This is a genomic window from Streptomyces tardus (assembly GCF_018101125.2).
GTDB lineage: Bacteria > Actinomycetota > Actinomycetes > Streptomycetales > Streptomycetaceae > Streptomyces > Streptomyces tardus.
Window position 1 is genome coordinate 1,740,314 of sequence record NZ_JAELVF020000001.1, and the last position, 13,583, is coordinate 1,753,896.

At 69.6% G+C, this 13,583-nt stretch carries 12 protein-coding genes and 2 tRNA genes; 6 read left to right on the forward strand and 8 right to left on the reverse strand.

What is annotated here, in order from left to right:
- Positions 1-508: 508 nt before the first annotated feature.
- Together bldC and JGS22_RS07480 are read right to left on the reverse strand one after the other, a co-directional pair.
- Positions 509-715, reverse strand: coding sequence for a developmental transcriptional regulator BldC (gene bldC, locus JGS22_RS07475; RefSeq protein ID WP_003949541.1), 207 nt, complete (start codon positions 713-715; stop codon positions 509-511).
- A 760-nt stretch (positions 716-1,475) separates the two neighbouring features.
- The gene (locus JGS22_RS07480) at positions 1,476-2,321 is read right to left on the reverse strand and encodes a DUF8083 family protein (RefSeq protein WP_211039497.1); all 846 of its coding nucleotides are present in this window, start codon (positions 2,319-2,321) and stop codon (positions 1,476-1,478) included.
- 220 nt (positions 2,322-2,541) lie between these two features.
- Between JGS22_RS07480 and JGS22_RS07485 the strand changes: the two genes are divergently transcribed.
- The gene (locus JGS22_RS07485; protein WP_211039522.1) at positions 2,542-3,609 is read left to right on the forward strand and encodes a Leu/Phe/Val dehydrogenase; all 1,068 of its coding nucleotides are present in this window, start codon (positions 2,542-2,544) and stop codon (positions 3,607-3,609) included.
- Positions 3,610-4,045: 436 nt separating this feature from the next.
- Entirely contained in the window at positions 4,046-4,294 is a 249-nt protein-coding gene (locus JGS22_RS07490; RefSeq protein ID WP_211039496.1) for a DUF3073 domain-containing protein, read from the forward strand.
- Between the two features lie 399 nt (positions 4,295-4,693).
- Here the strand turns inward: JGS22_RS07490 and purM are convergent, their stop codons facing one another.
- The 3 genes from purM to JGS22_RS07505 form a co-directional block, all read right to left on the reverse strand.
- A complete protein-coding gene (gene purM / locus JGS22_RS07495; RefSeq protein WP_211039495.1) occupies positions 4,694-5,764 on the reverse strand; it encodes a phosphoribosylformylglycinamidine cyclo-ligase in 1,071 nt (356 codons plus the stop codon).
- Between the two features lie 71 nt (positions 5,765-5,835).
- The gene (purF, locus tag JGS22_RS07500; RefSeq protein ID WP_211039494.1) at positions 5,836-7,416 is read right to left on the reverse strand and encodes an amidophosphoribosyltransferase; all 1,581 of its coding nucleotides are present in this window, start codon (positions 7,414-7,416) and stop codon (positions 5,836-5,838) included.
- A gap of 198 nt (positions 7,417-7,614) precedes the next feature.
- Positions 7,615-8,418: a maleylpyruvate isomerase family mycothiol-dependent enzyme gene (locus JGS22_RS07505; protein ID WP_211039493.1), complete on the reverse strand. Its 804-nt coding sequence runs from the start codon at positions 8,416-8,418 to the stop codon at positions 7,615-7,617.
- A gap of 76 nt (positions 8,419-8,494) precedes the next feature.
- Between JGS22_RS07505 and JGS22_RS07510 the strand changes: the two genes are divergently transcribed.
- Positions 8,495-9,094 carry a PH domain-containing protein gene (locus JGS22_RS07510; protein WP_236073072.1) on the forward strand — a complete coding sequence of 200 codons (600 nt, stop codon included), beginning with the start codon at positions 8,495-8,497 and terminating at the stop codon, positions 9,092-9,094.
- Between the two features lie 139 nt (positions 9,095-9,233).
- Here JGS22_RS07510 and purL read toward each other — a convergent pair whose 3' ends face one another.
- Genes purL through purS form a run of 3 tightly spaced genes read right to left on the reverse strand, consistent with a single transcriptional unit; the run spans position 9,234 to position 12,513 of the window.
- The gene (purL, locus tag JGS22_RS07515; RefSeq protein WP_211039492.1) at positions 9,234-11,561 is read right to left on the reverse strand and encodes a phosphoribosylformylglycinamidine synthase subunit PurL; all 2,328 of its coding nucleotides are present in this window, start codon (positions 11,559-11,561) and stop codon (positions 9,234-9,236) included.
- Positions 11,561-12,247 (reverse strand): phosphoribosylformylglycinamidine synthase subunit PurQ, encoded by a 687-nt coding sequence (gene purQ, locus JGS22_RS07520; RefSeq protein ID WP_211039491.1) that lies wholly within the window; start codon positions 12,245-12,247, stop codon positions 11,561-11,563. Before purQ ends, purL begins: the two co-directional genes overlap by 1 nt.
- Positions 12,244-12,513 (reverse strand): phosphoribosylformylglycinamidine synthase subunit PurS, encoded by a 270-nt coding sequence (gene purS / locus JGS22_RS07525; protein WP_211039490.1) that lies wholly within the window; start codon positions 12,511-12,513, stop codon positions 12,244-12,246. Before purS ends, purQ begins: the two co-directional genes overlap by 4 nt.
- Before the next feature lie 381 nt (positions 12,514-12,894).
- Between purS and JGS22_RS07530 the strand changes: the two genes are divergently transcribed.
- The 3 genes from JGS22_RS07530 (at position 12,895) to JGS22_RS07540 (ending at position 13,571) form a co-directional block, all read left to right on the forward strand.
- Positions 12,895-13,212, forward strand: a complete 318-nt coding sequence (locus JGS22_RS07530; RefSeq protein ID WP_211039489.1) for a histone-like nucleoid-structuring protein Lsr2 — start codon at positions 12,895-12,897, stop codon at positions 13,210-13,212.
- Positions 13,213-13,356: 144 nt separating this feature from the next.
- A tRNA-Gly gene (locus JGS22_RS07535) sits at positions 13,357-13,428 on the forward strand.
- A gap of 70 nt (positions 13,429-13,498) precedes the next feature.
- Positions 13,499-13,571, forward strand: a tRNA-Gly gene (locus tag JGS22_RS07540).
- The last annotated feature ends 12 nt before the right edge of the window (positions 13,572-13,583 follow it).

Here is a 13,583-nt window from a genome sequence, read left to right on the forward strand (position 1 = left end):
GCGACTCGACGCGAAAGTGATGGAAGCATCAACTACCGCCGCACAGTGGCGCATTACCGCAGGGTAGGTATCACGGCAAGTCGAAGAAATGTGACGTGACTCACTCAACCCCGAAGGCAACTGGGGGAGTTTATGCCGTTCCTGCGCCGAGTCAATTTAATATGTGCAATTTCACCGATGGTTGAGAACGCCCACCGAAACCCCCACACACCCGACCCGCCGGCCTCCCCGGCCGTCACCGCCGTACCGCCCGGCAGCCGCCCGGAGCACTGAGCCGCGAACCGGCACTCTTCTCCGGAGCCCACCTCGCGAGCATCGCACCGACCGTCGGACGCCCGTCCCGGCAGCCCATCCGGCGCCCCCGACCGGCCCCCGGAAACGACGATCGCGCCGAACCCGGCGGAGTCCGACGCGATCACAACGAAGTGCCGCATGGGGACGGCTACTTGTCGTCACTGCTGAGTGACGCCCCCGGGAAAGCCCGAAAACGCCCGTTCTATGCGATTGTTCAGGCCTCGCTGCGCTGCTGCGGGATCCCCGCCAGCAGTGCACGCACCTCCGCCTCGCGGTAGCGGCGGTGCCCGCCGAGCGTACGAATCGACGTGAGCTTGCCTGCCTTTGCCCAGCGCGTGACCGTCTTCGGGTCGACGCGGAACATCGTGGCAACCTCAGCCGGAGTCAACAGCGGCTCGGCATCAGGGGTGCGAGCGGTCATGAGCGGCCTCCTCGGGAGAACCGAACCAATGCGGTTCTTTCCTCTAAATTCTGCACCTTGACCTGTGATGCCCGAAAAGGCGCCCACAGGTCGAGTCGGTTATAGGACGAACGGCTTGTCCTCGGCACTACAACTACACCATCCGTCCAGCCGCGTCGGGCCAAACCGATGGAATTGCCCCCTCTTGCAATCAACCTCCACGGAACCCGACGGACCGTGCCACAACGGACAGTCACAGGGCCGTGACAATCCGTCATAATCCTTGACGAGGCGTCACAGGAGCGCGCAAGTAGTGCAATGCCGAAGTATCCGCCCGCAGTTGGGCGGAAGGAGGCCGTCCAGGACTCCTTGTCCTATTTTGACACGAGGGGTGGGCTTGAGAGCAAGGGGGTCTTTGTGCAATCCATCACTGAGTGCGAGATTTGACCGGTAATAGCCGGTTGATCCCCAAGGGAGACTTCCCAGTTGGGGAGCGGTCTCAACTCCCCCTGACCCTCATTCAGTGACCGTGGTCACACCAGCCCCACGGTTACCCACAACGCTCCCCCGGCACGCAGGTCCCCCGACCTCTCCGCGCCGCCCATACTGCCTGTGCCGCCCGTACTGCCTGTGCTGCCCTTACTGCCTGTGCTGCCCTTACTGCCTACTGCTGTGATGCCCTTACCGCTGGTGCCACCCGTGCTCCCGGTGCCACCCGTACCGCCGAACGCACAGTGCCCGATCCGTGCGTCGCACCGCACGGGCACCCGGCGTCGAGGCGCTAGCTGGCGAACTGCCGCAGCTGCACCGAGCGCCAACGCTCGGCAAGCCCCTCGTACAGCTCGCCCGCCCGTGCCTCGTCGCCCTCGCGGAGCGCGTCCAGCCCCTCGTCCGCCTCGGCCGCCGAGTGATCGGAGGCGAGCTGGTCCTCGGGAATGATGTGGACCAGCCCCCCGTAATCCAGCTCGACGAGCGAACGCGGGTGGAAGTCCTCGAGCCAACGCCCCACATCTACCAGCCCGTCGACCAGCGGACCCTCCTCCAGTTCTGCGCGGAGGAGCTTCAACGCCCGAGCGATACGACGCCTGGCCTGAACCATCGGTGTGCGATAGCGCAGCTGAAGACCTTCCGGCGTCTTCCCGAATTCACGCTCTTCATCCCTGAAAAACAGAAACCATCTGATCGGCACGTGCCACAGGGCCGTACGGATCCACGGACGGGCGTCCGTGTGCTGCGGGTCGCGCCGGCGCCAGCTGTCGTAGTCGGCGCTCGCGCGCTCCCGCAGGGAAGGCGGCATCGCCAGGTCCAGCACCGGCTGCGGCAGCTCGCTGCCCGCCTCCGCCAGCGCCTGCCAGCCGCGCAACCTGGTGCGCCAGGGGCAGACGCACACCACCCCGTCCACCTCCGCGACGAACGCGTCCGCGCTCTCCCGCGCCTGCACCAGCACGGGCGGCACTGCGGCCAGCGCGGTGAGCGCCCCGCGCAGCTCGTCCTGGACGCCGGGCCGGTCGGTGCGCTTGGCGTAGCGGGTCCAGTGGCTGCGTTCGGGCTCGGGAAAGGCCGCCAGCGGCTCGTACACCCGCAGATAGGACGTGTACGGGACGGTGACTGCCGTCGACGGGGACACAGGTGCTCCCTTGCATCTCGTGAGCCTTCGGGCGGTTGCCGGAGGCCGCTGTGAAAGTGCGCCCGGCTGTCTCTGATGGTGACACCCGGGCTCTCTCGCGCCCGTGAAGTCGTACTCTGCTGCTCAACAGACCCTCCCCACCCGCAGGAGGGTGTCAATCGCGACTACAGGAGTCACCACCGTGACTGACGTACGTCCCTCCGTCAGCGTCGACGGAGTCATGCAGACCCTCTTCCGATCGGAGCAGGGCGGCCACGAACAGGTCGTGCTCTGCCAGGACCGCAGGAGTGGGCTCAAGGCGGTCATCGCCATCCACTCCACCGCCCTCGGGCCCGCCCTCGGCGGCACCCGCTTCCACGCCTACGCGGACCACTCGCTGCCCGAGGAGGCAGCCACCCTGGACGCCCTCAATCTCGCCCGCGGCATGTCGTACAAGAACGCCATGGCCGGGCTGGAGCACGGCGGCGGCAAAGCCGTGATCATCGGTGACCCGGACGTCCTGAAGTCCGAGGAACTCCTGCTGGCGTACGGCCGGTTCATCTCCTCCCTCGGCGGTCGCTATGTGACCGCCTGCGACGTCGGCACCTACGTGCAGGACATGGACGTGGTGGCCCGCGAGTGCCGCTGGACCACCGGCCGCTCCCCCGAGAACGGCGGCGCCGGCGACTCCTCCGTGCTGACCTCCTTCGGCGTCTTCCAGGGCATGCGCGCCAGCGCTCAGCGCCTGTGGGGAGCCCCGACACTGCGCGGCCGCACCGTGGGCGTGGCCGGGGTCGGCAAGGTCGGCAGGCTGCTGGTCGACCTCCTGATCGAGGACGGCGCCGAGGTCGTCGTCACCGACGTCCGCGGGGAGTCCGTCGACCGCGTACGGGCCTCGCATCCGCAGGTCACCGTCGCGGCCTCGACCGAGGCGCTGATCCGCACCGAGGGGCTGGACGTCTACGCACCCTGTGCGCTCGGCGGTGCGCTCGACGACGCGACCGTTCCGGTGCTCACCGCCAAAGCGGTCTGCGGAGCGGCGAACAACCAGCTCGCCCACCCCGGCGTCGAGAAGGACCTCGCCGACCGGGGCATCCTCTACGCCCCCGACTACGTCGTGAACGCGGGCGGCGTCATCCAGGTCGCCGACGAACTGAACGGCTTCGACTTCGCGCGTGCGAAGGAGAAGGCGACGAAGATCTACGACACCACCCTGGAGATCTTCGAGCGCGCGGCGGGCGACGGGGTGCCGCCCGCGGTCGCCGCCGACCGGATCGCCGAACAGCGCATGGCCGCAGCACGCGGCTGACCGCCTCTGCCGTCGTGCGGCGCACCCCGCACCGCACGACGGCGGCTCCGCTCCCCCGCCCGGCCCGACGGCCGCCGAACGCCCGGGCTGCCGAGCGGGAGAGCCGCGACGCGGGGTCGAAGGGCCGCCGACAGCGCACCTGCCGAGCACGCCCGGAGAAACGTCACCGTCAGTGACGACTCACGGAGAGACATCCCTCACCACCCCCCTGTGGGACACGCGGCATCAAGAAGGTAAAATCGCCGTTGACCAGCGAAAAAATGGTCAATGGATGGTGCGGTCACCTGTCGGGTCGCGCGTGCGGCGTACCGTACGGCGGCGGAAACAGGTACCGTTGAAGTTCTAGAGCCGGGCTCTCACTGAGGGTCCGCTCTCCACTGTGAACGCGTGTCAAGACTCTGGGGCCGTCGAGCCCCGTCGTTGAGGGGGTCGAGCCATGGGGCGCGGCCGGGCCAAGGCCAAGCAGACGAAGGTCGCCCGCCAGCTGAAGTACAACAGCGGCGGGACTGACCTCTCGCGTCTGGCCGAAGAGCTGGGCGCAAATCCGCCGGCGCAGCAGCCGCCGAACGGTGAGCCGCTTGAAGAGGAAGAGGACGACCCGTACGCGCGGTACGCCGAGCGTTACAACGGGGACGACGACGAGGGCGAGAGCGACAGCTCTTCCGCTCGACGACGTCAGGCTTGACGCACGGCTTGTCCATGCGCAGGCGTTCGTCCTGATCGCGCACGTACCCGGTCCGGGTTTTCCCGGGGCCGGGTTTTGTGCTGCTCGGCGCCGGACTGAGTGCCAAGGGCCGGGGCTTTCGCCGCCGCGCCTCCGAGGCCTGGCTCAGGGGGCGCCGCGCGCGGCCGACGGGGCCGTACGCCACAGCGCCCGCGGCGCGCCCTCAGACGCGTACACAGGGCGCGCGGGGGCCGGGTCGGGTGGGTAGGGGTCGACGGTGGCGCGCGGCTGTCACCGGGGTGAACCGACGGTCAACCGCACGCATCGGGATCGGGCACTCGTCCGGGCGGTTTCCGACAGAGGCCGGGTGCCGAGCGGGTCGGCGCCGGGCCGCGTCGGACCGGCGCCCGCCCCGGCGGATCAGCTCGCGTAGTCCCCGGTGAGGACGACCGGCTCATCGCCTTCACGCTCCGTGACCTCGCCCGCGACCCAGGCGTCGAGGCCGCGGTCCGCGCAGGTCGCCAGCGCCACGTCGACCGAGTCCGCGGGGACGATGGCCATCATCCCGACGCCCATGTTCAACGTCCGTTCCAGGTCCGGCCTGGCGACGCTGCCGAGCTCCGCGACCGTGCCGAACACCGGGGCCGGCGCCCAGGTGCCGCGATCGACGGTGGCACGCAGCCCGTCGGGCACGACTCGGGCCAGATTGGCCGCGAGCCCGCCGCCGGTGATGTGCGAGTACGCGTGTACCTCGGCCGTACGTGCCAGGGCGAGGCAGTCCAGCGAGTAGATCCGGGTCGGCTCCAGCAGCTCCTCGCCGAGCGTCCGGCCGAACTCCGGCACCTCGCGGTCCAGCGCCCAGCCGGCCCGCTCCAGGAAGACCTTGCGGACCAGTGAGTAACCGTTGGAGTGCAGACCCGAGGAGGCCATCGCGATCACCGCGTCGCCACTGCGAACGCGGTCGGCGCCCAGCAGCCGGTCCGCCTCGACCACGCCGGTGCCCGCGCCCGCCACGTCGTACTCGTCCTCGCCGAGCAGGCCGGGGTGCTCGGCGGTCTCGCCGCCGACCAGCGCGCAGCCGGCGAGGACGCAGCCCTCGGCGATGCCCTTGACGATCGCGGCGACCCGCTCGGGACGGACCTTGCCGACGCAGATGTAGTCCGTCATGAAGAGCGGCTCGGCGCCGCAGACCACGAGGTCGTCGACGACCATGGCGACCAGGTCGTGTCCGATGGTGTCGTGGACGTCCATCGCCTGGGCAACGGCGACCTTGGTGCCGACGCCGTCGGTCGCCGAGGCGAGCAGCGGGCGCTCGTACCGCTTCAGGGCCGAGACGTCGAAGAGGCCGGCGAACCCGCCGAGTCCGCCGAGGGACTCGGGGCGCTGCGCCTTCCCCACCCACTTCTTCATCAGCTCGACGGCGCGGTCGCCGGCTTCGATGTCGACTCCGGCGCTCTCGTAGGTGATCGGTGCGCCTGCGGTCTCAGTCATGTCTCTCCGTCGCGGGATTCGCGGGGTGCGCGGTTTTCACGGTGTCGCCGCGGGGTCGCGGGATTCGCGGGCTACGGCCGGCGCAGGGCGTCCGCACCGCCCGGACCGGTGAGCAGGGTCTGCACGCCGTCCACGTCCGGCCGGGAGCCGGAACGCCGCTCGTCGTCGGACTCCAGCACCTGCTTGCCGAGAAGCCCGGGGTCGGGCAGCTCCATCGGGTACTCGCCGTCGAAGCAGGCCCGGCAGAGCTTGGGCTTGTCGATCGCGGTGGCCTCGATCATGCCGTCGATGGAGATGTAGCGGAGCGAGTCGGCGCCGAGGGAGCTGCCGATCTCGTCGACGCTCAGGCCGTTGGCGATGAGCTCCGCGCGGGTGGCGAAGTCGATGCCGAAGAAGCACGGCCATTTGATCGGCGGCGAGGAGATGCGTACGTGCACCTCGGCCGCGCCGGCCTCGCGGAGCATCCGGACCAGCGCGCGCTGGGTGTTGCCGCGCACGATCGAGTCGTCGACGACGACCAGCCGCTTGCCGCGGATGACTTCCTTGAGCGGGTTGAGCTTCAACCGGATACCGAGCTGGCGGATGGTCTGCGAGGGCTGGATGAAGGTCCGGCCGACGTAGGAGTTCTTCACCAGACCGGCGCCGAAGGGAATGCCACTCGCCTCGGCGTAGCCGATGGCGGCGGGGGTGCCGGACTCCGGGGTCGCTATGACCAGATCGGCGTCGGCCGGGGCCTCGGCGGCCAGCCGGCGGCCCATCTCCACTCGGGACAGATGGACGTTGCGGCCCGCGATGTCGGTGTCGGGCCGGGCGAGGTACACGTACTCGAAGACGCAGCCCTTCGGCCGGGCCTCGGCGAACCGGCTGCTGCGCAGTCCGTCCTCGTCGATGGCGATGAGCTCTCCGGGCTCGATCTCGCGGATCACCGAGGCGCCCACGATGTCCAGGGCCGCGGTCTCGCTCGCCACCACCCAGCCGCGCTCCAACCGGCCGAGCACCAGCGGGCGTACGCCCTGCGGGTCGCGGGCGGCGTAGAGCGTGTGCTCGTCCATGAAGACGAAGGAGAAGGCGCCCTTGACGTTCGGCAGGACCAGCGGTGCGGCCTGCTCGACGGTCAGCGGCTTGCCGTCCTCGTCCGTCTGCCCGGCCAGCAGCGCGGTGACCAGGTCGGTGTCGTTGGTCGCGGCGACCCGGCCGCCCCGCGAGGAGCGGCCGCCGCCGGGGCCCTCCGCGAGCTCGGCCACCTGCTCGGCGAGCTCGACGGTGTTGACGAGATTGCCGTTGTGGCCGAGCGCGAGGGAACCGTGGCCCGTCGCACGGAAGGTGGGCTGGGCGTTCTCCCAGACCGAGGCGCCGGTCGTCGAGTAGCGGGCGTGGCCCACGGCGATATGGCCGCGGAGCGAGCCCAGCGAGGTCTCGTCGAACACCTGGGAGACCAGGCCCATGTCCTTGAAGACGAGGATCTGCGAGCCGTTGCTCACCGCGATGCCCGCGGACTCCTGTCCCCGGTGCTGCAGCGCGTACAGCCCGAAATAGGCGAGTTTGGCGACCGCCTCACCCGGCGCCCAGACACCGAAGACGCCGCAGGCGTCTTGGGGGCCCTTCTCTCCGGGGAGCAGGTCGTGGTTGAGTCGTCCGTCACCACGTGGCACGTTCACGAGTCTAGACCGACCGCCGCGCTGCTCCGAACCGGGGACCCGGGCGTACGGCCGTGACCTGCGAAGCGGCAGATTCGTACGAGAGGTAGCTCACCGTCTGGATGTGTTTTTCACCAGTACGGGTCCGGATCCGGCGTGCGCGACGCCGTCGGACCGCCTTTCCGCCGCCTCCCGTCACGGGGCCGCACCCGGTCAGTGCATCACCGGCAGGTGGTCGGTGAGGTCGGCACGGTTGCCGCTGGCGGTGACGGCGCCGGCGGCGACCGCCCGTTTCCAGTCGACCCGGCCGGTGGCGAGACGGATCCAGGTCAGCGGGTCGGTCTCCACGGTGTTGGGCGGGGTGCCGCGGGTGTGCCGGGGGCCCAGTACGCACTGCACCACGGCGAAGGGCGGCACCCGCACCTCCACGGAGGCGCCGGGCGCACGGACGGCGAGCGCGTCGGCGAGGACTCGTACGGTCGTCGCGAGGGCGTACCGGTCGAGTGTGAGCGGGTGGCGGGTGGCGCGTGCCAAGTCGTCGCAGTGAGCGATGAGTTCGACGAGCCTGGTGAGGGTGAAGTCCAGAGCGCGCATCGCGCCGAAGCGGTGCGGCAGCAGCACGTCCTCGCGCACGGCGGTCTCCAGCACGGGGTCGAGCTCGGCGACGGCCTCGTCGATCGCCTCCCTGGCGTCCGTACGCGCCGCGGCCTGGTCGCGGGTGCGGCGGTCGAGCTCGTCGGCGATGGGGCCGGTGGAGCTGATCCAGTCGGTGAGCCCGACCTCCGCCCGCTGCGCCGCGGGGGCCGGCTCGGCCAGCAGCCGGGGCAGGGCGTCGATCTGGCCCGCGATGTGCACCAGCAGCCGGTGGACGTCCCAGCCGGCCAACCCGGTCTGCGCGCCCAGCTGTTCGGACGTCAGCTGATGGGCGGCGTTGCGCACCGTCTCCACCTGCGCGACGAGTGCGTTACGTACCCGAATCGGGTCATAGCTGCGGGATGTACGACGTGCGGGAGGCATGCCAGGAGGGTAACGGGCATGTAGCGGCTTTCTCCTGCCATAGGCGGGAAGCGCGGGCTGTGCCAGGATTCCGGGCATGAGTAATGCGGAGCGCTACCTCGCCGAGGACGAAGCGCTGGTGTACCAGACCCGTCAGCACTGGACGGAGATGGTCAGCGAGTTCATCGTCCTGTGTCTGATCTGGATCATCGCCGGCGCACTGCTGTGGGTGGTGCCGGGCAGCGAGGACTGGAGTGACATCGCGGGGTACGTGGTGCTGGGCGGGGCGGTGATCGCCTCTCTGTGGTTCTGGCTGATCCCGCTGCTGAAGTTCCGCAGCACGCTCTACATCCTCACCACCAAACGGCTGCACAAGCGGACCGGGTTCCTGACCAAGACCGGGCGGAGCATTCCGCTCTCGCGCGTCAACGACGTCTCGTTCAAGGCGTCGCTGTGGGAGCGGATACTGCGACAGGGCACGCTCAACATCCAGTCCGCCTCCGAGCAGGGCATGATGACGCTGAGGCACGTGCCGGACCCCGAGGGGTTCAAGGGCTTGATCTACCGGCAGATCGACGAGGAGCAGCGCAGTCAGCAGATGGGCTACGGCCCCGGGCCCGGCGGCTACGGCCCCGGGCCCGGCGGGTACGGCCCCGGGCCGGGCGGCCCCGGCGGCATGATGCCGCCCGCATACTGACCGCGACCGCACACAGCGTCACGGCAGCCACGGCTACGGCACGCGCCGCAACGCACGAAGCGGGCCCGGCCTTCGGATTCCGAAGGCCGGGCCCGCTCGCCGTGTGCACCGCGTGCGCCGGTGCGCCTTGCGCGTCGGCTCAGCCGAAGAGGGCCGGGATGGTCTCCCGGTGCGCGGTGCGCAGCTCGCTCAGCGGGATGCTGAACTGCCCCTGGAGCTCGACCTCTTCGCCGTCGACGACGCCGATGCGCGTCACCGGCAGGCCCCGGGCCCCGCACATGTCGTTGAACCTGACCTCCTCGCTGCGCGGCACCGCGACCACGGCGCGGCCCTGCGACTCGGAGAAGAGCAGGACGAACGGGTCGATCCCGTCCGGCACGACCAGCCGCGCGCCCTTGCCGCCCTTGAGGCAGGACTCGACCACGGCCTGTACGAGGCCGCCGTCGCTCAGATCGTGGGCGGCGTCGATCATGCCGTCCCGGGAGGCGGAGACCAGGATCTCGCCGAGCAGCCGCTCGCGCTCCAGGTCCACCGCGGGCGGCATCCCGCCCAGGTGGTCGTGGACGACCTGGGACCAGGCGGATCCGCCGAGCTCCTCGCGGGTGTCGCCGAGCAGGTAGAGCAGCTGGCCCTCCTGCGCGAAGGCGATCGGGGTGCGCCGGGTGACGTCGTCGATCACGCCGAGCACACCGACCACCGGGGTCGGGTGGACGGCGGTCTCGCCGGTCTGGTTGTACAGCGAGACGTTGCCGCCGGTGACCGGGGTGCCCAACTGCCGGCAGCCGTCGGCCAGGCCGCGGATGGCCTCGACGAACTGCCACATCACGTCCGGGTCCTCGGGGGAGCCGAAGTTCAGGCAGTCGGTGATGGCCAGCGGCTCGGCGCCGGTGGCGGCCACGTTGCGGTACGCCTCGGAGAGCGCCAGCTGCGCCCCGGTGTACGGGTCGAGCTTCGCGTAGCGCCCGTTGCCGTCGGTGGCGAGCGCGACTCCGAGGTTGGTCTCCTCGTCGACCCGGATCATGCCGGCGTCCTCGCGCTGGGCGAGCACGGTGTTGCCCTGGACGAGGTGGTCGTACTGGCTGGTGATCCAGCTCTTGTCGGCCTGGTTGGGCGAGGCGACCAGCCGCAGCACCTGCTCCCGCAGCTCCTTGCCGTCGACCGGCCTGGGCAGCTTCCCGGCGTCGTCCGCCTGGAGGGCGTCCTGCCAGGAGGGACGGGCGTACGGGCGCTGGTAGACCGGGCCCTCGTGGGCGACCGTACGGGGGTCGACGTCGACGATCTTCTCGCCGTGCCAGTAGATCTCCAGCCGGTCGCCGTCGGTGACCTCGCCGACGACGGTGGCGGTGACGTCCCACTTCTCGCAGATCGCGAGGAAGCGCTCGACCTTCGAGGGCTCGACGACCGCGCACATGCGCTCCTGCGACTCGCTCATGAGGATCTCCTCGGGCGAGAGCGTGGAGTCGCGCAGCGGTACGTCGTCCAGCTCGACGCGCATGCCGCCCGAGCCGTTGGACGCCAACTCGCTGGTGGCGCAGGAGAGTCCGGCGGCGCCGAGGTCCTGGATGCCGACCACCAGGCGCTCGGCGAACGCCTCCAGGGTGCACTCGATGAGGAGCTTCTCCTGGAAGGGGTCGCCGACCTGCACCGCGGGGCGCTTGGCGGGCTTTCCGGAGCTGTCCTCGAAGGTCTCCGAGGCCAGGATAGAAGCGCCGCCGATGCCGTCGCCGCCGGTGCGGGCGCCGTAGAGGATGACCTTGTTGCCGGTGCCCGCGGCCTTGGCGAGGTGGATGTCCTCGTGCCGCATCACGCCGATGGCGCCGGCGTTGACCAGCGGGTTGCCCTGGTAGCAGGAGTCGAAGACGACCTCGCCGCCGATGTTGGGCAGGCCCAGGCAGTTGCCGTAGCCGCCGATGCCGGCGACCACACCGCTCACCACGCGGCGGGTGTCGGGGTGCTCGGGGGCGCCGAAGCGCAGCGGGTCGACGACGGCGACCGGACGGGCGCCCATCGCGATGATGTCGCGCACGATGCCGCCGACGCCGGTGGCCGCGCCCTGGTAGGGCTCGACGTAGGACGGGTGGTTGTGCGACTCGACCTTGAAGGTGACCGCGTAGCCCTGGCCGATGTCGACGACGCCGGCGTTCTCGCCGATGCCGACGAGGAGGGCGTCAGAGTGCGGGGCCTTCTCGCCGAACTGGCGCAGATGCGCCTTGCTCGACTTGTACGAGCAGTGCTCGGACCACATGACGGAGTACATGGCGAGTTCGGCACCGGTGGGACGGCGGCCGAGGATCTCGCGCACCCTCGCGTACTCGTCCTCCTTCAGGCCGAGTTCGGCCCAGGGAAGCTCGGTGTCCGGGGTGGCGGCGGCGTGCTCGGTCGTGTCGAGCCTCGACGCCTGCGGCGGGGCAGGAGTCTGCGGCGGGGCAGGGGTCCGCGGCGCGGAACTGTGGATGTCGGAACTCATCAGGCGTGGACCATCTTCTTGAGCGTCGTGATCGCCGAGGTGAAGAAGCCGAGCCCCTCGGTCGTCGGTCCGGTGAGGGACTCGACCGCGTGCTCGGGGTGCGGCATCAGCCCGACGACGTTGCCCGCCGCGTTGGTGATGCCGGCGATGTCGCGACGGGAGCCGTTGGGGTTGCCGTCGAGGTAGCGGAAGACCACGCGGCCCTCGGCCTCCAGCTCGTCCAGCGTGCGCTCGTCGGCGACGTAGCCGCCCTCGCCGTTCTTCAGCGGAACGGTGATCTCCTGGCCGGCCGAGTAGTCGACGGTCCAGGCGGTGTCGGCGTTCTCCACCCGCAGCTTCTGGTCGCGGCAGACGAAGTGCATGTGGTCGTTGCGGGTCAGCGCCCCCGGCAGCAGGTGCGATTCGCACAGCACCTGGAAGCCGTTGCAGATTCCGAGGACCGGCATCCCGGCCCGAGCCTGCTCGAGGATCGTCTGCATCACGGGTGAAAAGCGGGCGATCGCGCCGCAGCGCAGATAGTCGCCGTAGCTGAATCCACCCGGCAGGACGATCGCGTCCACCTGGTGCAGGCTCGTGTCCCGATGCCACAGGGACACCGGTTCTGCACCCGCGATACGCACCGCGCGAAGTGCGTCCTTGTCGTCGAGAGAACCGGGGAAGGTGACGACGCCAATGCGTGCCGTCATGCGGTGGCCGTCTCTTCCTCGAGCTCTTCCACGCGGACCGTGAAGTCCTCGATCACGGTGTTGGCGAGGAAGGTCTCGGCCAACTCGTTGATACGGGCGAGGGCGGCGTCGTCGACGGGGCCCTCCACCTCGAGCTCGAAGCGCTTTCCTTGGCGGACGTCCGCGATGCCCTCGAATCCGAGGCGCGGCAGCGCACGCTGCACCGCCTGGCCCTGCGGGTCGAGGATCTCCGGCTTGAGCATGACGTCGACTACGACGCGAGCCACAGGTACTCCTGGTGATCTTGATGCTTGGTTGCCCATGGCCTCGTTTGCCTCCGGGCACAGCGCCCTTCGACTCCCCAGGCTGCGCGTTCAGCGTACCCGCCGGGATTTTCTACGCGAGTAGATATGGTCTCGACATGATCACGGGCAGATATCGGGACTCGATTAACGACACCCGGAAGAGGCAGCGAATGCCGACTCCTGAGATTACCCCTGCACTTGGGGGTGAATTTGGTCGTCGTTTCATGCAAGGATTGTCGCGTCAGAAAGAAATGAGCGGCCCGCTCTGCAGACGTACTCCATGCAAAGTCGTATCGCCGCACCGCAGCGTGGTGTTCGCCGATCGATTACCCGACGGCGTTCCTCCCGAAAGGACCGATATTCGTGGCACAGCGCGTCGTAGTGACTCTTGCCGATGACATCGACGGCGGCGAGGCGTCCGAGACGGTCACCTTCGGCCTCGACGGGAAGGTCTACGAGATCGACCTGAGCAAGGACAACGCCAAGCGGCTGCGCGGCGCCCTCGCTCCGTACGTGCGGTCCGGCCGGAAGAAGACGCGGTCCGGCAAGGCGTACACCCGCACCGCCGTCGCACCCGACCCGCGCGCCGTCCGCGCCTGGGCCCAGTCCAACGGCCACGAGGTACCGGCCCGCGGTCGCATCCCGTCCAAGGTCTACGAGGCGTTCAGGGCCGCGAGTTGACCGTCGGCGGCCCGTCCGGGGCAGTCGGTCGCAAGCCGTGCGGCAACCGACTTGCAATGCACCCCGGGTGATCCGCTAGAGTCTGGAACGCACCGCGAGAGCGGGCACCGGCCCACCGGGGCGGAGCCCGGGACCGCAGGTCGTGCGGGTGTAGCTCAGTAGTAGAGCGCCCTCTTTCCAAGGGGGAGGCGCAGTGTGCGATTCCTGTCACCCGCTCAAGCCGCTCAAATGGCCTGTTCGATCAGGTAGAGTGGCAGCTGCACCACCGGCGTGAGTCGCGTGGAGTGCGGACGTAGCTCAGCTGGTAGAGCGCAACCTTGCCAAGGTTGAGGTCGCCGGTTCGAACCCGGTCGTCCGCTCAAAACCAAAGG